This is a genomic window from Winogradskyella forsetii, from assembly GCF_013394595.1.
Taxonomy (GTDB): Bacteria; Bacteroidota; Bacteroidia; order Flavobacteriales; family Flavobacteriaceae; genus Winogradskyella; species Winogradskyella forsetii.
Genome location: NZ_CP053348.1, coordinates 471,295 through 491,583 on the forward strand (window position 1 = coordinate 471,295; position 20,289 = coordinate 491,583).

Below are 20,289 nucleotides of genomic sequence, written 5' to 3' on the forward strand. Positions count from 1 at the left end.
AGGAATACATGAATATATGAAATTAAACATTGCAGTTTTGCCAGGTGATGGTATCGGTCCAGAAGTGACTAGCCAAGCAGTAAAAGTTTTAAAAGCGATTGCTTCAGAATTCAACCATAATTTTAAGTTCACCAATGCTGATGTTGGTGCTATAGCCATAGATAAGCATAATGACCCGTTGCCAAAGGAAACTATAGATTTATGTAGGTCTACGGATGCTATTTTGTTTGGTTCTATTGGTCATCCAAAATATGATAATGATCCTTCTGCGAAAGTACGACCAGAACAAGGATTGCTTAAGTTGCGAAAAGAATTGGGTCTTTTTGCTAATATTAGACCTGTAAAAGCTTACGAAGCGCTTTTGGATAAATCACCGTTAAAAAAGCATATTATTAAAGGTACGGATATTAGTATTTATCGCGAACTGACTGGAGGAATCTACTTCGGAGAAAAACAATTAAGTGACGATGGAAATGTAGCTTCAGATTTATGTGAATATTCACGTGAGGAGATTGAAAGAATTACACATTTAGCCTTTAAAGCGGCGCAAACCAGAAGACGTAAAGTAACTTTGGTTGACAAAGCCAATGTATTGGAGACCTCGAGACTTTGGAGAAAAGTGGTGACTGAAGTTGCAGAAACCTATAAAGAGGTGACCTTAGATTTCTTGTTTGTAGATAATGCAGCCATGCAAATGATATTGAACCCTAAACAGTTCGACGTTATATTAACAGAGAATTTGTTTGGTGATATTATTAGCGATGAAGCTAGTGTTATTGGAGGTTCTATTGGTCTTTTGGCTTCGGCATCAGTTGGAGACAAATATGCGATGTTTGAACCTATTCATGGGTCATTTCCGCAAGCGACAGGAAAAGGAATTGCTAATCCGGTGGCCTCTATTTTATCTGCAGCAATGTTACTAGACCATTTTGGTTTATTTGCTGAAGCTGACTTAGTAAGACAAGGCGTTGATAAATCTTTAAAGCTGAATATTTCCACGCCAGATATAAATACAAAATACGATAACATCACTACTGGGAAAGTCGGTGAGTTTATTGAAGATTTTATCAATAATCCTGACGATACCAACATGAATTTCACTAATATCCATTTAGGACAATCAACAATCATATAAATTACATGCCAACACAACCAAAGCTTACAAGATTCAATCAAAACGTAATGTCAAAATATCAGATATACAATAGTATATTTATGACTTTGCCCTTTGATAGCATCACAAAAACAGGAGCATTATTACCACTATTTCACGAGACTTGCCAAAAAGGATTTGCTAATAAAGAAAATCCCACGGCGATAGTAGAATCATTTTTTAAGAAATATCAAGCAAGACGCTCGCCTGAAAGTCAGATTAATTTGTTGTTTCGATTTATTCAATATATAGAACGACAAGTGGTTTTGTTTGATGCTATTGAGGATGCAGCTTTTCCAGTGGTAAATAATATGGATGGTATTGGAACGTTAAGAAGTCTGAAAGAATCCACAACAGCAGAAAACAAACTTGATACCCTTCAGAAATATCTCGAAGAATTTAAAGTGCGAATTGTTTTGACGGCGCATCCAACGCAATTTTATCCAGGTTCAGTTCTGGGGATTATTACGGATTTAACCGAAGCCATTCGCGAAAATGATTTGTTGAGAATCAACGATTTATTGGCGCAATTGGGAAAAACACCATTCTACAAGCATGAAAAACCATCGCCTTTTGATGAAGCCGTAAGTTTAATATGGTATTTGGAAAATGTGTTTTATAAATCCTTCGGAACGATTTTCGATTATATTCAGCAAAATATTTTCGACGGTAAACAGATTGAAAATGATATCATAAATATCGGATTTTGGCCAGGTGGAGATAGAGATGGAAATCCATTTGTAACACCAGAAATCACCTTAAAAGTTGCGGGTAGATTACGACTTTCAATTATTAAGAATTATTACAGAAATGTCAGACAATTAAAACGAAAATTAACGTTTTCTGGTGTCGAGGACAGAATGATGAATTTGGAGCGTGAACTCTATAATATCATTACAAACGAACCTTCCGACTTAACGTTAGATTACTTTATTTCAGAATTAAAAGCAGTAAAGCAGATTATTATCGATAACCATCAGTCGCTTTATGTAGATGAAATAAATAGTTTGATCAATAAAACACACTTATTCGGATTTCATTTTGCGAACTTGGATATTCGTCAAGATAGCAGAAAGCACAACCAGTTTTTTAATGATATGGTTGATGCTTTAATTGAAAGTGGGAGCACTATATTTCCAAAAAATTATCACGATTTACCTGAGAAAGAACAAGTCCAGATTTTATCTAAAGTAGAAGGAAACGTTGATTTGTCTTTAATAAAGGATGAAGAAACCTTGAAGGCTTTGAACACCATGAAAGTTATTAAAACCATTCAGGAAACTAATGGTGAAAAGGCAGCAAATCGATATATTATTAGTAACAACCAAACCACGCTCAACGTTATGCAATTGTTTGCTATGTTGAAGTTAGTGGCATTTCAAGAGGAATTAACTGTCGATATTGGGCCACTTTTTGAAACGATAACGGATTTAGAAAATGCGCCTACCGTGATGGAGGAATTATATACGAATCCAGACTATGCAGCACATTTAAAATCAAGGGGAAATAGGCAAACGATAATGCTTGGTTTTAGTGATGGCACTAAAGATGGTGGATATTTAATGGCCAATTGGGCGATATTTAAAGCAAAAGAAGCACTGACTACAGTATCTAGAAAATACGATGTAAAAGTGATTTTCTTTGATGGACGTGGTGGGCCGCCAGCTCGTGGAGGTGGAAAAACGCATAATTTCTATGCGTCTTTAGGGCCAACGATTGAAGATGAGGAAGTGCAGCTAACCATACAGGGACAAACTATAAGTTCTAACTTTGGAACTTTAGAATCTTCCCAATACAACCTAGAACAATTAATAAGTTCTGGAATTGGAAATAGTATTAGTGATAAGAATTTGACCATGACCGAAGGCAATAGGGAAGTGATGACCGATTTGTCTAAACGCAGTTATAAAGCGTATTCAGATTTCAAGGCACATCCAAAGTTTATTCCTTATTTAGAGCACATGAGTACCTTAAAGTATTATGCGAAAACCAATATTGGAAGTCGTCCATCTAAGCGAGGTAAATCTGAAGGTTTGGTGTTCGAAGATTTAAGAGCGATTCCATTTGTCGGGTCTTGGAGTCAATTGAAACAAAACGTCCCTGGTTTTTTTGGAGTAGGAACAGCGTTAAAGCATTATGAAGATTCTGGAGAATTCGAAAAAGTACAAAACTTGTTTAAAACTTCCGATTTCTTTAAGACACTTATTGAAAACAGTATGATGTCCTTGTCTAAATCCTTTTTTGATTTAACAAGATATATGGCTGAAGATCCTGAGTATGGAGAATTCTGGACTATCATTTATAATGAATATGAAACTTCAAAACGTTTAATTTTAAAGTTAACAGGATACAAAGAACTCATGGAAGAAGAACCAGCAGGAAAAGCATCCATTGCAGTTAGGGAGTCTATTGTTTTACCATTATTAACCATACAGCAATATGCGTTGAAGAAAATTCAAGAGCTCGAAAAAGCTGGTGTAAAACCAGATGACGCGCAAATGAAGATTTTTGAAAGTATGGTTACCCGTTCTTTGTTTGGAAATATCAATGCTAGTCGTAATTCGGCTTAAATAAATCCCTGCGCCTGCCTGTTGGCAGACAGGAAAGCAGGCATCTATTTCATATAGACCTGTCAGGTTTCTAAAGCCAGACAGGTTTTTTTTATCAATTTCACTATTCTTTTTTGCTGTTTCGCCTAAAGTTGAAATTTTTAACATTAAAAAACCCTTCAAGCAACAGCTCAAAGGGTTTTTACTAACAATTAAGGTAATAAACAACAATTTAATATTCTAAGTTTTTAGCGTTCATTCAATCTAAAATCAGGATAAGCATCCATGCCATGTTCGTGGGCATCCAATCCTTCTAACTCTTCACGTTCAGAAACTCTTATACCTACTACTTTTTTCAAAATAAATATAATTAAGAAAGAAGATGCGATACAAATACCAGCATAAGAAGCGACGCCAATAAGTTGGCTCACAAATTGTGCTCCACTAGCCAACGCACCAAAGATGCCTACGGCTAAAGTTCCCCAAATACCGCAAGCTAAATGTACAGCAATCGCACCCACCGGATCGTCTAATCTTAGTTTGTCAATCAATGCAACAGCGAATACAATAATGGCACCTGCCACTGCGCCAATAATGATAGCATCAGTTGGGCTCATTTGATCTGCACCAGCAGTGATACCAACAAGGCCACCTAGTATACCATTTAGGAACATTGTTAAATCTAAATTTTTATACTTCAATGTAGAAACAAGGGCTGCAATAACACCGCCAGCCGCCGCAGCTAAACAGGTTGTAACTAAAGTTAATGAGGTTAATGCAGGATCAGCTGATAGTACTGAACCTCCGTTAAATCCGAACCATCCTAACCAAAGTATAATAACACCGGCAGTTGCTAATGGGATATTATGGCCAGGAATAGCCTGTGGTTTGCCATCTTTAAATTTGCCAATTCTAGACCCTAAAAGTGCAACAGCAACTAAAGCAGCCCAACCACCAACAGAGTGTACTAATGTAGAACCTGCGAAGTCATAAAATGGTGTTTCCAAAGTTTGTAAAAATCCGCCTCCCCATTTCCATGAACCTGCGATTGGATAAATCAATCCAACATAGATAACTGTGAAAATCATAAAAGGCCCGATTTTCATGCGTTCTGCTACAGCTCCAGAAACAATTGTTGCTGCAGTTGCCGCGAACATGCCTTGAAATAAGAAATCTGTCCAGTAGGTATAGCCTTCGTTATAAGTTAAGTCTAAAGCACCTTCAGCGGTTAAAGGTGAATCTAAACCAAAGCCTGCGAATCCTAAAAACCCGTTGAATTCTCCTGGATACATAAGGTTAAAACCTACTAAGGCATAGAGTAGTAAGCCTACAGTAATGATAAATATATTTTTAAATAAAATATTAATTGTATTCTTTTGACGTGTCAATCCGATTTCTAAAAATGCAAATCCTAAGTGCATAAAGAAAACGAGTGCTGTACAGATCATCATCCATACATTATTTGTAGTTAATAATTCCATGTGTTTTATTTTAAAGTTTGTGCGCCTTTTTCTCCTGTTCTTATTCTGTAGCATTCTTCAATATTAGATACGAAGACTTTACCATCGCCAACATCTCCCGTAGAGGCAGACTCTAAAATGGCTTTTATGGCTACTTCTTCAAAATCGTCATTAACGACTATTGATAAGTAGCGCCTTTGTATGTCACTTGTGCTATAAGAAACACCTCTATAGACATGGCCTTCTTTTTCGTTTCCAAGTCCTGTAACATCCCAATAAGAGAAGAAATTCACTCCCACTGCGTGAAGTGCATCTTTTACCGTAGAAAATTTGGATTTTCTAATAATTGCTTCGATTTTTTTCATTGCATCATTGATTAGTTAGAATTTAGTTAATATCTAATACTTTTATATATTAAATATGGGTTAGATCATCTCAAATCTATACAATATTAACATACACCCTATAAAAAAATAGGGGTAAAATGTAGTTTTTGTGAATTTCTAAATTTAGACCCTATAAAATTTAGGTTTAAATTATAAATATTCTTTTTTTATGACAAGCTTGTAAAAACAAAAACCTTCAAAGCTCAAGCTCTGAAGGTTTTCTTTCTAACAACTAAATTATACAATAATCAATTTTAAAATTTAAATGAAAGAATTCAATACTTAATGGTTATCCTCTATCTCGTTTTCCAGGATAAGCGATTTCGCCATGTTCAGAAATATCGAGACCTACTTCCTCTTCATGTTTACTAACTCTAAGTCCCATGGTGGATTTTAAGATTTTAAGTATGATAAAAGATAGTGCAACAGACCATATACCATAGGCTAAAACTCCTATGGCCTGTGTTCCCAATTGTCCAAATCCTCCACCGTTAAAAAGACCAATACCTGTTTCTCCGTCTATTCCCCAAAGGCCAATGACCAATGTTCCCCATGCTCCTGCAACTCCATGTACGGATGCAGCACCAATAGCATCATCAATTTTTAATTTCTTCTCTATAAATTCAATTGAGAATACCACGATAATACCACCTATTAGTCCTGCGACAATGGCACCAACTGCAGTCATGTTTCCACAACCAGCCGTAATACTTACCAATCCTGCCAAGGCACCATTTAAAGTTTGCGGTAGATTTGGTTTTCCGTACCATATCCATGTGGTTATCAATGCGCCTAATCCACCTGCAGCTGCAGCTAAATTTGTGATCAATACAACGTTTGAAGCTCCTATAGCATCAGCGCCTCCCCAAGCAAGTTGAGAACCGCCGTTAAAACCAAACCATCCTAACCATAGGATAAAAACCCCTAAAGTTGCAAGAATTTGATTGTGACCGGGAATAGCTACTACTTTTCCGTCAACATATTTACCTATTCTTGGGCCGACCATAAAGGCAGCGACCAATGCGGCCCATCCACCGACAGAGTGTACAATAGAAGAACCTGCGAAATCAATAAACCCTAGCTCGGTTAACCATCCGGAACCTTGCCATTGCCATCCGCCTGCAATTGGATAAATTAAAGCGGTCATTACAATTGAGAATATCACGTATGTGGAGTATTTTGTTCGTCCGGCAATAGCTCCAGAAACGATTGTAGCTGCAGTAGCGGCAAACATAGTTTGAAAGAATAAATCGGCGCCTTCACCTTGCATTAAACCACTCCAGAAAAACCATCCGTTAGAAGTGTCTCCATACATTAATGAATATCCGACTAGCCAATATGTCAACGAGCCTACGCAAATGTCCAATAGGTTTTTCATGGCAATGTTGGCAGCATTTTTAGATCGTGTCATTCCGGTTTCTACTAATGTGAAACCTGCTTGCATAAAGAATACCAGGATACCGGAAAGTAACATCCAAAGCATGCCTAAATCGCCGTTTATAGCGCTTACCGCATCTTCAACGTCTTTTGTGGTCGCGGCTACGGTGTCCTGCACAATAGCTAGATTTGGGAGTATAGTTAAAAAATTATCTATCATAATAGTTGGTATTAGTTAGTATGTTGGTTTAGAACGAGTAGATTGCAGCTAAAGTAAATGCGGCTAAGCTACTTGCATCTTCTCCGTCAGCATCAAAGTAAGCAGCATCGTTATTGCTCCAAGAATCTAATCTTATCTCAGGCTTAATAATTAAATTGCTGTCTACTGTGTAACTTCCAGTTAAAGTTGCAGCGAATACGCTCGGTAAATCGTCTCCTTCTTCAGCATGATATCCAAAATATTCACCTCTTAAACCAAGTGCTAAATTATCAGATAATGTATATTGTGGATAAAGAGCAGCGCCATAGAATCCATTTTTAAAATCATTATTTAATACGTTTCCGAAATCATCAAAAACATAAGACGTGGTTTGGTAAGCCGCATTGATTCCTAAGAAGAATTCATCAGAGACATCAAAACCACCTGTGTAATCAACTTCAAAACCTAAGCCATTATTGGCTCCACTATCATAGTATAGGTTTAAGAATTGTCCTTTATAGCCAAATTGAGCTCCAAAAGAATATTCTCCAGTAAAAGAAGTATCGTTGGTGTCCCATGGGTTCATAACCGCTAACATTAAACTAAAATCATCAGATAAGGCAAAATCTGCTTTTAAACCCACATGAGAGAAAGGGCCATTTGAAAATAAATAAGATGTACTGTAGTTAAAATTTGCGACTGGAGAAATAACTTCATAGCCTAAAAATGTATTAAAACGTCCGAAAGTTAAAGTAGTACTTTCTGAAACATTCCAATAGGCATAAGCTTGATTTACAATACCGTCAACAATATCATCACTGAAAGTGGCGCCAGCACCTCTCGGGCCAACAACTAAATCAAGAACGGCACCTACTTTACCACTTTCATAGCTGGCAATTAAGTTACCCATGCCCAAGGCGAATCCTGTTTGGTTTGCAAAAGCAGTTCCGAAGGATTGTCCGGAATCATCAGAAGCGGTCAATAAAATTTGGTAATAAGCATCCACGCTTCCGCTAAGGGTAAACTTCTTTTCAGTTACTTCTTCAGTAGTGTCCTGAGCAGTTAAAACTATTGACATTAATAACAATGTTAATGTAAAAATTTTTTTCATAATAATATAAATTTAAAACAGTTAGTTCGAATCAAATCTATATAATATTAATTTGCACCCCCCTAAAAAAATAGGGTTAAAATTTAATTTTTATGAATATGTAATTTTATACCCCTAAAATTTTAGGGTTGAAATTTATTTAAGCGTTTTTTTATTATATCGATAATTTCTATTTTAAAGAAATGATTAAGAAATGAGCCATTTGTTGAATTATATTCAATAGTTAGTATTTTTCGAAAACGTTTTCGCATTAAATATGGTTTTTTGTTAAATATTTTTCATTAGCTAATTATTAGTAAATCACGTTATTATTGCAAAATTTTCATTTAGAATGCACTTTACTATCGATATGAAAAAAGTGTTTCAACAATTTTATTAATCAATTTTTTGCATCTATATTAGAGCAGGAATAAGGTGTAAAATCCTTTAAATTTTTATCGAATATGTTTAAGCAACAAGGCCTCTATTTACCAGAATTTGAACACGAAAATTGTGGTGCTGGATTCATCTGTAATCTAAAAGGCGAAAAGACAAATCAAATTATTCATGATGCCTTAGAAATACTAGTAAAACTAGAGCATCGTGGTGGCGTAAGTGCTGATGGAAAAACTGGTGATGGTGCTGGTCTTTTAATAGATATTCCGCATGCCTATTTTAAAAGAGTTTGTGGATTCAAAGTCCCTGTAAAAGGAAAGTATGCGGTCGGCATGGTGTTCTTGCCAAAAAACAGAAATCAGTATAAATTCTGTAAAGATACTTTCGAAAAAGAAATCATCGCTCAAGGCCTTACGGTTATAGGTTGGAGGGAAGTGCCTGTCGATTCTACGCAATTGGGTGAGATAGCCGCTGCATCAGAACCAAATATAGAGCAACTTTTCGTTGGAAAATCCAATGAGGTTTCAGAAACAGATTTTAAAGCTAAACTTTATGCTGCTCGTAAAATAACAGAGCATACGGTTCGGAAATCTAAAATGTCTCAGAGCTCGTATTTTTATGTGTCTAGTTTATCTATGAATACCTTGATCTATAAAGGCATCATTATGCCCGAAGATATTGGGCCTTATTATAAAGATTTACAGGAAGATGATTTGGTCACTCGACTAGCCTTGGTACACCAACGTTTTTCAACGAATACGATGCCGACTTGGGAATTGGCGCAACCATTCCGATTTATGTGCCAAAATGGCGAAATCAATACACTTCGTGGTAATGTGAGTAGAATGCGTGTACGTGAGGAAATCATGAAAAGTGAAGTCTTCGGTCCTCAAATTGATAAATTGTTCCCTATTATTTTGCCAGGGAAATCCGATTCGGCATCCATGGATATGGTGGTAGAATTATTAACACATACAGGACGTTCTTTACCAGAAGTGATGATGATGATGATTCCTGAAGCATGGGAAAAACACGCCACCATGTCGCCAGAACGTAAAGCGTTTTACGATTATAACGCCTGTATTATGGAACCTTGGGATGGGCCAGCTTCGGTGCCATTTACCGATGGAAATTATATTGGTGCGTTATTAGATAGAAACGGATTAAGACCTTCAAGATATACGGTGACCAAAAGCGGAAAATTAATAATGTCTTCGGAAATAGGGGTTGTTGACATTGAGCCTGAAGACGTAGAAAGTCATGGTCGTTTAGAACCTGGAAAAATGTTCTTGGTAGACATGAACCAAGGCAGAATTATCAATGACGAAGAAATTAAAAGTAAAATTGTAAAAGAACGACCATATCAACAATGGTTGGATAAAACAAGATTGCACCTGAAGGATATTCCGTATACGGGCGAAACTTGTCCAGTGGAATTGTTGGATATTAAAACGCGACAACGTTTATTTAATTACACGTTTGAAGATATTCAAGAAGTCATCACACCAATGGCTCAAAAGTCTAAGGAAGCATTGGGCTCAATGGGCATCGATACACCTTTGGCCGTTTTATCTAATAAACCACAGATAATTTCAAACTATTTTAAGCAGTTATTCGCTCAGGTTACCAATCCGCCATTAGATGGGATTAGAGAAGAAATTGTAACTGATATTAGTCTCTCATTAGGAAAGGATAGAAATATTTTCAGCATAACGGAACGGCAATGTAGAAAGTTGAAAATTCAGAACCCTGTGATTTCAAATGATGATTTAGCTAAAATCAGAAATATACAAGTTGAAGGTTTCAAAGCAGAAACTGTTGAATTGTTGTATCAAAAAGATAAAGGCCTTAATGGGCTCGAAGATGCTTTGGATCACATAATTGTTCAAATTGAAAAAGCCCTTTTACGAAAAACAAACATTATCATATTGTCAGATAGAGGCGTAAGTAAAGAGATGGCACCAATACCTGCGTTATTGGCTTGTTCTTATGTGAATCATCAAATGAATCGTTTGCGCAAGCGTTCTTATTTCGATATCATAATTGAATCTGCAGAGCCTCGTGAACCACATCATTTTGCCACCTTATTTGGTTATGGAGCAAGTGCTGTAAATCCTTATATGGTAAACGAAATCATCCGAGCGCAAGTGAAGGAAGGGTTTATCACAGGTATGGACGAGCAAAAAGCAGTTGACAATTTCAACAAAGCTATTGGTAAAGGAATTTTAAAAGTGATGAACAAAATTGGCATCTCAACTCTACATTCTTATAGAGGTTCCCAAATATTTGAAATTGTTGGATTCAATTCGCAATTTGTTGAAAAATACTTTCCATATACGGCATCACGGATTGAGGGTATCGGGTTGTATGAAATTGAAAAGGAAATTGATAAACGCTACAAATACGCTTATCCAAATACCGAAGTAGATAAACGATTAGGCCTAAATATTGGAGGCGATTACCGTTGGAGACGAAATGGTGAAAAGCATTTATTCAATCCAACGACAGTAGCAAAATTACAACAGGCCGTTAGATTAAGTGATCAAGCGAGTTATGATATATATGCTAAAGCCATTAATGAGCAAGCTGAAAACTTGATGACCATTCGTGGGTTGTTCGAGTTTAATAATATCGACCCAATTCCTATTGAAGAAGTAGAACCTTGGACGGATATTGTGAAACGATTCAAAACAGGTGCCATGTCTTATGGTTCGATTTCACGAGAAGCCCATGAAAATTTAGCTATTGCCATGAACAGAATTGGAGGGAAATCCAATTCTGGAGAAGGAGGTGAAGACCGAAAGCGTTTTCAGCCAGATGTGAATGGGGATAGCAGAAACTCTGCGATAAAGCAAGTGGCTTCTGGTCGATTTGGGGTAACATCCCATTATTTAACGAACGCTAGAGAGATTCAAATAAAAATGGCCCAAGGTGCAAAACCTGGAGAAGGCGGTCAGTTACCTGGCGAAAAAGTATTGCCGTGGATTGCAGCAGCAAGAAATTCAACGCCATTTGTAGGATTGATTTCACCACCACCACATCACGATATTTATTCAATAGAAGATTTAGCACAACTGATTTACGATTTAAAAAATGCAAACCGTGAGGCAAGAATTAATGTAAAACTGGTGTCTGAAGTAGGTGTAGGTACGATTGCGGCAGGTGTCGCCAAAGCAAAAGCAGATGTGGTTCTCATCGCTGGTTACGATGGAGGCACAGGAGCTTCGCCATTAACCTCGTTGAAACATGCAGGCTTGCCATGGGAACTTGGGCTCGCTGAAGCACAACAAACTTTAGTGCTTAACAATTTAAGAAGTCGAATCGTTGTTGAATGTGACGGTCAACTAAAAACAGGTCGTGATGTGGCAATTGCAGCCTTATTGGGAGCTGAGGAATTCGGATTTGCCACCGCGCCTTTAGTCGCTTCAGGATGTATTATGATGCGTAAATGTCATCTGAATACGTGTCCTGTTGGCATTGCTACGCAAGATAAAGAGCTGCGTAAAAACTTTAAAGGGACACCAGAACATGTGATTAATTTCTTCTATTATATAGCAGAGGAATTGAGAAGTATAATGGCCGAATTAGGGTTTAGAAGCATGTCCGAAATGATTGGGCAAACCCACAAAATAAATGCAAATAAAGCCATTAAGCATTATAAGGCTAAAGGTTTGGATTTATCTTCCATTTTGTACCGACCAGAAGCGTACAGTAAAATGACGGTTAAGAATACCAAAAAGCAAGAGCATAATTTAGATGATGTTTTGGATTTTACAATTTTAAAAGATTCGCATCGTGCGCTTTATAGAAAAGAACAGATGACGTTGTCATACCCAATTAAAAATACAAATCGTACGGTTGGCGCAATTGTGAGTAATGAGATTTCAAAAATTTATGGTCATTTGGGCTTACCTGAAGATACTTTGAATATCAATTTCACGGGTTCTGCCGGACAAAGTTTCGGTGCTTTCGGTGCTCATGGATTAACATTTAAACTGGAAGGAAATTCCAATGATTATATAGGAAAAGGATTGTCTGGTGCAAAGCTGATTGTTAAAAAACCAGCAAAAGCAGATTTTAAAGCCGTGGAAAATATCATTGTTGGTAATGTGTGTTTATTTGGCGCAGTGGAAGGACAAGCTTACATCAATGGTATCGCCGGAGAACGTTTTGCCGTTAGAAATTCAGGAGCAATAGCTGTGGTGGAAGGTGTCGGAGATCACTGTTGTGAGTACATGACAGGTGGAAAAGTAGTTGTTTTAGGTAAAACAGGACGAAATTTTGCCGCAGGTATGAGTGGAGGAATCGCTTACGTTTATGATCCTGAAAACAACTTTGTCAATGGCTTGTGTAATATGGAAACTATTGAATTTGAAAAAATTCTAAAAAAAGATGGCAATGATTTAAAAGGCTTAATTGAGAAGCATGTGAAATATACAGATAGTCAATTAGGTAAATCGCTATTGGAAGATTGGGAAACAAGCTTAAAGGATTTTGTTCGCATTATGCCGACCGAATACAAACGTGCATTAAAACGTTTAGAGACGGAAGAACAAATGGTAGAAGAATTAGAAACAGTATAATATTAGTGGTTTCTAAAGCATAAAATTATTGTATAACTAAAATTAGAAAGCAGGATAATCCCGAAAGTTTTCGGGACTGCCTTCGCAGGAATAAAATGGGAAAAGTAACAGGTTTTAAAGAATTCGAAAGAAAAGATGAGCCATACAAGCCAGTAAAGGATCGAGTAAAGCATTATAATGAATTTACTGTGCCTTTAAAGGAAGATGATATGCGAGAACAAGGCTCACGTTGTATGGATTGTGGTATTCCATTTTGTCATAGTGGTTGTCCATTAGGAAATTTGATTCCAGATTTTAATCACATGGTTCACCAAGGCGAATGGCAAAAGGCCTCATGGATTTTACATTCTACAAATAACTTTCCAGAATTTACAGGTCGCTTATGTCCTGCGCCATGCGAGCAGTCATGCGTTTTAGGAATCATTGAAGATCCTGTATCCATAGAAAATATCGAAAAAAATATTGTAGAACGTGCCTTTAAAGAAGGTTGGATTAAACCACAACCACCTAAAACAAGAACGGGAAAAACAATTGCTGTTGTCGGTTCGGGACCAGCAGGTTTGGCCGCTGCGCAACAATTAAACAGAGCAGGCCACACCGTTACTGTTTTTGAACGTGATGATGCTATTGGCGGCTTGTTACGCTACGGAATCCCGAATTTTAAAATGGAAAAAGGCATCATCGATCGTCGATTAAAGATTTTGGAAGCTGAAGGTATTGTGTTTAAAACCAATGTTAATGTCGGCGTGAATTACGATGTGAAGGAGCTGAAAAAATTTGATGCTGTTGTACTTTGTGGAGGTTCTACCGAAAGACGAAGTTTGCCAACACCAGGCATTGATGCTGATGGCGTGGTACAGGCTATGGATTTTTTAACGCAACAGACTAAAGTGGTTTTCGGACAGAAAGTAAAGGATCAGGTTTTAGCGACAGGTAAAAATGTAATAGTTATTGGTGGTGGCGATACAGGATCGGATTGTATTGGAACCTCAAATCGTCAAGGTGCAAAATCGGTCGTTAATTTTGAAATTATGCCGAAGCCACCAGGACATCGCTCACCAGCTACACCTTGGCCATATTGGCCGTTGCAATTAAAAACATCGTCTTCCCATAAAGAAGGTGTTGAGCGTAATTGGTTAATTAACACCAAAGAATTTGTAACGAATGCAAAAGGAAAATTAACGGCTCTGAAAACTGTCAATGTAGAATGGGAAATGGTGCCTGGCGAACGACCTAAATTGAAAGAAATTGCAGGAACAGAAAAAACTTGGAAATGTGATTTAGCTTTATTAGCACTTGGTTTTACAGGGCCAGAGTCAACAATTGCGGATAAACTAGGTTTAGATAGAGATGTTCGTTCAAACTACAAAGCGAGCTATGGAAAATACCAAACCAATGTTCCAAATATTTTTACGGCAGGCGATATGCGAAGAGGCCAATCCTTAATTGTATGGGCTATCTCCGAAGGAAGGGAAGCAGCACGACAAGTGGATATTTACCTGATGGGTAAATCGGATTTAGCGACTAAGAATGAAGAAGGGGATTTGGTGGCGTTGTAAAATCGAATCAATATGTATATATATCCTGCAAGGTCTTTTTTTGACCTTGTAGGTATCGCTTTTTCACATACCTACAAGGTTTTAGAAACCTTGCAGGATTCTAACATTAGACTTTTGGATAAAGTATAGAATATTGGGGAATTGATAGTGGCTTTTTTAGAAGTATAAACTTATTAATGACGACCCTTCAAAACGCCCTCAATATCCTCAAGCGTAAAGCCTTTAGCTTTTAGTAAAATTAAATAGTGATACATTAAATCAGCAGCTTCGTTTTTAAACAAATCATCATCATTATCTTTGGCTTCAATAACTAATTCTACAGCTTCTTCACCAACTTTTTGAGCGACTTTATTAATGCCACTTTGGTAGAGTTTGTTGGTGTACGAATTCTGGTCGTTGGTATCAATACGGTCGTTGATGGTTTGTTGTAAATCGTATATAAAACCTTTTGCGGTTTCTTCTTTAAAACAAGAGGTACTTCCTGTGTGGCAAGTTGGGCCTTTCGGTTCTGCTTTTATTAAAATGGTATCGTTATCACAATCGATTTGGATGTCTTTGACCGTTAAAAAATTACCAGATTCTTCACCTTTTGTCCAGAGTCTATTTTTACTTCGGCTAAAAAAAGTCACTTTATGTTCTGCTTTGGTTTTGTTGAAGGCTTCCAAATTCATATAACCTAACATCAACACTTGTAAGGTGCTATTGTTTTGAATGATTACAGGAACCAGTCCATCGCCTTTTGAAAAATCTATGTCCATCGTATTGCTATGTTTTCGTTTTTTAAATACTGTTTTAATTCCGGAATTGGTATTTCGCCATAATGAAAAATACTGGCCGCCAAACCGGCACTCGCTTGCGTGGTTTCAAACAGGGTTTTGAAATGTGTTTTACTTCCTGCACCTCCTGAAGCAATAACAGGAATGTTAACCGATTTGCTCACTGCTTCCGTAATATCGAGTGCAAAACCTGATTTTGTGCCATCATTGTTCATCGAAGTGAGTAAGATTTCGCCAGCGCCTAAAGCTTCCACTTGTTTTACCCAATCTAATGTTTTTAAAGGTGTTGCTGTTCGTCCGCCATGTACAAATACGGTCCATTCATCATTCACAAATTTCGTATCAATAGCAACAACAACGCATTGACTTCCAAATTCTTTAGCGATTTTAGTAATTAAGTCAGGATTCTTAACGGCTGAGGAATTTATACTCACCTTGTCTGCACCAGCTTTTATGATTGCAGAAACATCTTCAATGGAATTGATGCCACCTCCAACTGTAAATGGAATATTGATTTCTTCTGCTATGTGAGTTACCAATTCGACTAATGTTTTTCGTTTTTCCACAGTTGCGGTAATATCCAAAAACACCAATTCGTCGGCTCCGTGCGCCACGTATTGTTTGGCGAGTTCAATGGGGTCGCCAGCATCTCTGATGCCGATAAAATTGATGCCTTTAACTGTTCTGCCATTCTGAATGTCCAAACATGGTATAATTCGTTTTTTTAGCATAGTTTTTGTAATTCTGTGAGTGATATATTGCCTTCGTAAATCGCTTTTCCAAGTATAACGCCTTCGCAACCTATAGCATTTACATGTTCTAAATCGTGTAAAGACGAAACGCCTCCACTAGCAATTAATTTTACATTCGATTTTGAAATTATCTCTTCATATAATTCATTGGACGTGCCTTGCAGCATGCCATCTTTTGCAATATCTGTACAAATGACATACTGAACACCTTTAGATTCATAATCTTTTATAAAATCGACAACATCCAATTCAGAAGCTTCCAACCAACCGTTGGTGGCAATTTTTCGGTCTTTGCAATCGGCTCCTAAAATTATTTTTTCAGAACCATAGGTTTCCAACCATTCTAAAAACACCTTTGGATTGTTCGCTGCGATGCTTCCGCCAGTAATTTGATTGGCGCCACATTCAAAAGCGATTCTTAAATCGTCGTTAGATTTTAATCCGCCTCCAAAATCGACCTTCAAATTGGTTTTTGTGGCTATACTTTCTAAGATGTTGTGATTGACGATGTGTTTGGATTTGGCGCCATCCAAATCCACTAAATGTAAATATTGAATGCCATTGGCTTCAAATGCCTTGGCCACTTCCAAAGGATTTTCGTTATAAACTTTTTTGGTGTTGTAATCTCCTTTTGTGAGTCTTACACATTTGCCGTCTATGATGTCTATTGCTGGTATGATTCTCATCTTAGTTCCTGCGAAAGCAGTCCCGATAGCTATCGGGTTCCCGACTTTCTTGTTTTTATTTTAATACTTCATTTTATTACTTGATCAGACCTGCTAGGTTTTTAAAACCTGCGAGGTCTGCAATACTTTATTATAGCTCCAAAAAATTCTTTAATAATTGTGTTCCAATGTCAGCCGACTTTTCAGGATGAAATTGGGTAGCATAAAAATTACCCTGTTGAATTGCCGTTGCAAAAGGTAAAATATAATCGCAAGTTGCAATGGTTTGCTCATTTTTTTCAGCATAATAACTGTGGACATAATACATGTCGTCTTTCGTTTTTATATTTTGAAAAAGTTTCCCAGTAACGTCTGAAAAACTATTCCAACCCATATGTGGTACTTTTTCATTTGGAGGAAATTTTTTCACTTGTGTGCTGAAAATTCCCAAACATTTGGTATCGCCTTCTTCGCTATAGTCACACATCAACTGCAAACCTAAGCAGATACCAAGCATTGGTTTTTCAATGGATCTGATAACGTCGTCAAGGCCTTTGTCCTTTAGATATTTCATGGCAGAACTCGCTTCGCCGACACCAGGAAAAATGACTTTGCTAGCATTTAGGATTTCGGTTTTATCATCAGTAATCATACTTTCATAACCCAAACGGTTTAAAGCATTTTGAACTGAACGAATATTGCCAGCGTTGTATTTTATGATTGCAATCATTTTGACTTACGATTTTAGATTTACGATTTATGAATTTTAGTTTATGATAACAATTATTTATTTCTCAATTTTCGTCCCGTGAGGGACTTTATATGGGTAATAACTTGTAATACTCATGGTAAAGTGTGCCTTTAGGTACACCATATGCAATACCTAAAGGCATTGTGAGTAAAAAACTAAAGTTTTTTTACCCATATTTTGTCCATAAATGGACAATTTACGATTAAAAATAGATTGCGAAACCAACCATTTAAATGTCTCTCTTGCATCGATTTTTTCATGAACTATTATTTGTTTCATCTGATACTTTAATTAAATCTGATATCGTAATTCAAAAATCAAAAATCATAAACTTCCTTTCGTACTTGGAATGGAAAAATTATTCGTTTTTGAAACAGCCATTTTTATTGCTTTTGCAAAAGCCTTGAAAATGGATTCAATTTTGTGATGTTCGTTATCGCCTTCGGCTTTAATATTCAGGTTACATTTTGAGGCATCACTAAAGGATTTAAAAAAGTGCATAAACATTTCGGTTGGCATTTCGCCAATCATTTCACGTTTAAATTCAGGCTCCCAAACCAACCAAGGTCGTCCGCCAAAATCAATGGCAACTTGCGCCAGACAATCATCCATTGGCAATAAAAAACCATAGCGTTCAATGCCACGTTTGCTTCCTAAGGCTTTAATAAAAGCTTCTCCAAATGTTATGGCAACATCTTCTATGGTGTGGTGTTCGTCTATTTCTAAATCACCTTCAACCTTTACAATTAAATCGATATTTCCATGTTTTGAAATTTGTTCTAACATGTGGTCGAAGAAGCCCAAGCCTGTAGAAATATTACTTTTTCCAGAGCCGTCTAGATTGATTTCAACTTCAATATCCGTTTCATTGGTTTTTCTCACCACAGTAGCCGTTCTGGGAATCGCTTTTAGATAATTGTAAATTTCCTCCCAAGAGGTGGTGTTTAAAATGGCATCATCGCTGCCTTCTTCATTTATATAAATGCCTTTGCTTCCAAGATTTTTTGCCAACTCGATATCAGTTGCGCGGTCGCCAATGACATAAGAATTCTTTAAATCGTAATTCCCATGAATGTATTTTCCTAATAATCCTGTTCTTGGTTTTCTGGTTGGTGCATTATCTTCTGGGAAACTCTTATCGATTAAAATTTCCGAAAATTCCACACCTTCATTTTTAAAAGCTTGAATGATTTTGTTCTGTGCTGGCCAAAAGGTATCTTCTGGAAACGAATCTGTACCCAAACCATCTTGATTGGTCACCATGACCAATTCGTAATCAAGTTCTTTGGCGATTCGTGATAACCATTGAAAAACCCCAGGATAAAACTCTAATTTCTCCAAACTATCAAGTTGAAAATCGATTGGTGGTTCTATGGCTAAGGTTCCGTCTCTGTCTATGAATAGTACTTTTTTCATTTAACTTTTAGTGTTTTAATTGTCATTCTGAATGCAATGAAGAATCTATTTTAATAAAATGAGATTTCTCACATTCGTTCGAAATGACAAGGTTTTATTTTTATTTAAGTCCTGAGTGACAGGTCTGCTAGCGTATTTATCAATTTCTCATTCTCTTCAGGTTTGCCAACTGTAATTCTAATACTGTTTTTTACCAAACTATTCCTTTTTCGAGTAATCACTTTTTGTTCCACTAAATTTTGGTAAAGTTTATCGGCATCCTCAACTTCAACTAACAAAAAGTTCGCATCCGAAGGATATATTTTTTTTATGATTTCTAACTTTTTCAAAGCTGTTATTAGTTTCTTTTTTTCTTCAAGAATGATTTGCTTGTTGGCTTCAAAAGTTGTTCTGTTCTCTAAGGCTTCAATAGCTGCGGTTTCATTTAGCTTACTGATGTTATACGGCATTTTTACCTTATTGAGCAATTGAATAATCTCCTCATTGGCATAAGCAATTCCGATGCGTGCTGCAGCCAAAGCCCAAGCTTTACTAAAAGTTTGCGTAACGATGAGATTTGGATACGTTTCAATGGATTGGCTCCAAGATTTATTATCATTAAAATCAGCGTATGCTTCATCAATAATAACAATGCCATTAAAATTCTCTAAAATAAATTCAATATCAGATTTTTTAAAACAATTTCCGGTAGGATTATTTGGCGAACAGATGAAAATGAGTTTCAATTTTTCGTCTTTAAAATAAGGTTTCAAATCGTCTTTTTTAATTTGAAAGTGATCATTTAAAGGGAGCGTTATTAATTCAATAGCATTGATATCCGCAGCGACTTGATACATCCCAAATGTTGGTGTAAACGTAAGTGCTTTATCTTTTCCTGGATTGCAAAAAATGCGATAAATAAGGTCAATAATCTCATCGCTACCATTGCCAATAAATATGTTTTTAATAACAATTCCGTTATATGCTGAAAGCTTTTGCTTTAGTGTTTTTTGGTCAGAATTAGGATATCGATTTAAGGTGCCGAAGGGATTTTCATTGGCATCTAAAAAAACACCTTCGTTACCTTTGAATTCATCGCGAGCACTTGAATAGGGTTTAAGACCTAAAATATTTGGTCGAACTATAGTTTTTAAATCAAACATTCTTTTACTTTTTCCTGCAAGGTTTTAAAAACCTT

At 36.7% G+C, this 20,289-nt stretch carries 14 protein-coding genes; 4 read left to right on the forward strand and 10 right to left on the reverse strand.

What is annotated here, in order from left to right; translation table 11 throughout:
• Positions 1-16: 16 nt before the first annotated feature.
• Both leuB and HM987_RS01970 read left to right on the forward strand, forming a co-directional pair.
• Positions 17-1,135 (forward strand): 3-isopropylmalate dehydrogenase, encoded by a 1,119-nt coding sequence (gene leuB, locus HM987_RS01965; RefSeq protein WP_179004739.1) that lies wholly within the window; start codon positions 17-19, stop codon positions 1,133-1,135.
• A gap of 5 nt (positions 1,136-1,140) precedes the next feature.
• Entirely contained in the window at positions 1,141-3,723 is a 2,583-nt protein-coding gene (locus tag HM987_RS01970) for a phosphoenolpyruvate carboxylase (protein ID WP_179004741.1), read from the forward strand.
• A 227-nt stretch (positions 3,724-3,950) separates the two neighbouring features.
• Here the strand turns inward: HM987_RS01970 and HM987_RS01975 are convergent, their stop codons facing one another.
• The 4 genes from HM987_RS01975 to HM987_RS01990 all read right to left on the reverse strand — a co-directional run bounded on the left by HM987_RS01975 (position 3,951) and on the right by HM987_RS01990 (position 8,235).
• On the reverse strand, positions 3,951-5,183 hold the full coding sequence (locus HM987_RS01975) for an ammonium transporter (RefSeq protein ID WP_179004743.1): 1,233 nt from the start codon (positions 5,181-5,183) through the stop codon (positions 3,951-3,953).
• A 5-nt stretch (positions 5,184-5,188) separates the two neighbouring features.
• Complete coding sequence (locus tag HM987_RS01980; RefSeq protein ID WP_179004745.1) at positions 5,189-5,527, reverse strand: P-II family nitrogen regulator; 339 nt, start codon at positions 5,525-5,527, stop codon at positions 5,189-5,191.
• 310 nt (positions 5,528-5,837) lie between these two features.
• The gene (locus HM987_RS01985; protein ID WP_179009825.1) at positions 5,838-7,142 is read right to left on the reverse strand and encodes an ammonium transporter; all 1,305 of its coding nucleotides are present in this window, start codon (positions 7,140-7,142) and stop codon (positions 5,838-5,840) included.
• A gap of 31 nt (positions 7,143-7,173) precedes the next feature.
• Positions 7,174-8,235: an outer membrane beta-barrel protein gene (locus tag HM987_RS01990; RefSeq protein ID WP_179004747.1), complete on the reverse strand. Its 1,062-nt coding sequence runs from the start codon at positions 8,233-8,235 to the stop codon at positions 7,174-7,176.
• 443 nt (positions 8,236-8,678) lie between these two features.
• Between HM987_RS01990 and gltB the strand changes: the two genes are divergently transcribed.
• Entirely contained in the window at positions 8,679-13,193 is a 4,515-nt protein-coding gene (gene gltB / locus HM987_RS01995) for a glutamate synthase large subunit (protein ID WP_179004749.1), read from the forward strand.
• Between the two features lie 95 nt (positions 13,194-13,288).
• Positions 13,289-14,752 carry a glutamate synthase subunit beta gene (locus HM987_RS02000; protein ID WP_179004751.1) on the forward strand — a complete coding sequence of 488 codons (1,464 nt, stop codon included), beginning with the start codon at positions 13,289-13,291 and terminating at the stop codon, positions 14,750-14,752.
• A gap of 173 nt (positions 14,753-14,925) precedes the next feature.
• Here the strand turns inward: HM987_RS02000 and hisIE are convergent, their stop codons facing one another.
• From hisIE to hisC, 6 genes are all read right to left on the reverse strand, one after another.
• Positions 14,926-15,510, reverse strand: a complete 585-nt coding sequence (gene hisIE, locus HM987_RS02005) for a bifunctional phosphoribosyl-AMP cyclohydrolase/phosphoribosyl-ATP diphosphatase HisIE (RefSeq protein ID WP_179004753.1) — start codon at positions 15,508-15,510, stop codon at positions 14,926-14,928.
• On the reverse strand, positions 15,501-16,259 hold the full coding sequence (hisF, locus tag HM987_RS02010) for an imidazole glycerol phosphate synthase subunit HisF (RefSeq protein WP_179004755.1): 759 nt from the start codon (positions 16,257-16,259) through the stop codon (positions 15,501-15,503). The genes hisIE and hisF overlap by 10 nt, the downstream gene beginning before the upstream one ends.
• Entirely contained in the window at positions 16,253-16,966 is a 714-nt protein-coding gene (gene hisA, locus HM987_RS02015; protein ID WP_179004757.1) for a 1-(5-phosphoribosyl)-5-[(5-phosphoribosylamino)methylideneamino]imidazole-4-carboxamide isomerase, read from the reverse strand. The genes hisF and hisA overlap by 7 nt, the downstream gene beginning before the upstream one ends.
• Positions 16,967-17,096: 130 nt before the next feature.
• The gene (gene hisH, locus HM987_RS02020; protein WP_179004759.1) at positions 17,097-17,675 is read right to left on the reverse strand and encodes an imidazole glycerol phosphate synthase subunit HisH; all 579 of its coding nucleotides are present in this window, start codon (positions 17,673-17,675) and stop codon (positions 17,097-17,099) included.
• Positions 17,676-18,020: 345 nt separating this feature from the next.
• The gene (gene hisB / locus HM987_RS02025; RefSeq protein ID WP_179004761.1) at positions 18,021-19,112 is read right to left on the reverse strand and encodes a bifunctional histidinol-phosphatase/imidazoleglycerol-phosphate dehydratase HisB; all 1,092 of its coding nucleotides are present in this window, start codon (positions 19,110-19,112) and stop codon (positions 18,021-18,023) included.
• Positions 19,113-19,216: 104 nt separating this feature from the next.
• A complete protein-coding gene (gene hisC, locus HM987_RS02030) occupies positions 19,217-20,254 on the reverse strand; it encodes a histidinol-phosphate transaminase (protein ID WP_179004763.1) in 1,038 nt (345 codons plus the stop codon).
• Positions 20,255-20,289: the final 35 nt, after the last annotated feature.

Coding starts and splice junctions, on each gene's coding strand:
- hisF (WP_179004755.1), bottom strand. CDS start 16,259: ATGCTAAAAAAACGAATTATACCATGTTTGGACATTCAGAATGGCAGA.
- hisA (WP_179004757.1), bottom strand. CDS start 16,966: ATGAGAATCATACCAGCAATAGACATCATAGACGGCAAATGTGTAAGA.
- hisC (WP_179004763.1), bottom strand. CDS start 20,254: ATGTTTGATTTAAAAACTATAGTTCGACCAAATATTTTAGGTCTTAAA.
- hisIE (WP_179004753.1), bottom strand. CDS start 15,510: ATGGACATAGATTTTTCAAAAGGCGATGGACTGGTTCCTGTAATCATT.
- hisH (WP_179004759.1), bottom strand. CDS start 17,675: ATGATTGCAATCATAAAATACAACGCTGGCAATATTCGTTCAGTTCAA.
- HM987_RS01970 (WP_179004741.1), top strand. CDS start 1,141: ATGCCAACACAACCAAAGCTTACAAGATTCAATCAAAACGTAATGTCA.
- leuB (WP_179004739.1), top strand. CDS start 17: ATGAAATTAAACATTGCAGTTTTGCCAGGTGATGGTATCGGTCCAGAA.
- HM987_RS01990 (WP_179004747.1), bottom strand. CDS start 8,235: ATGAAAAAAATTTTTACATTAACATTGTTATTAATGTCAATAGTTTTA.
- HM987_RS01975 (WP_179004743.1), bottom strand. CDS start 5,183: ATGGAATTATTAACTACAAATAATGTATGGATGATGATCTGTACAGCA.
- hisB (WP_179004761.1), bottom strand. CDS start 19,112: ATGAAAAAAGTACTATTCATAGACAGAGACGGAACCTTAGCCATAGAA.
- HM987_RS02000 (WP_179004751.1), top strand. CDS start 13,289: ATGGGAAAAGTAACAGGTTTTAAAGAATTCGAAAGAAAAGATGAGCCA.
- HM987_RS01980 (WP_179004745.1), bottom strand. CDS start 5,527: ATGAAAAAAATCGAAGCAATTATTAGAAAATCCAAATTTTCTACGGTA.
- gltB (WP_179004749.1), top strand. CDS start 8,679: ATGTTTAAGCAACAAGGCCTCTATTTACCAGAATTTGAACACGAAAAT.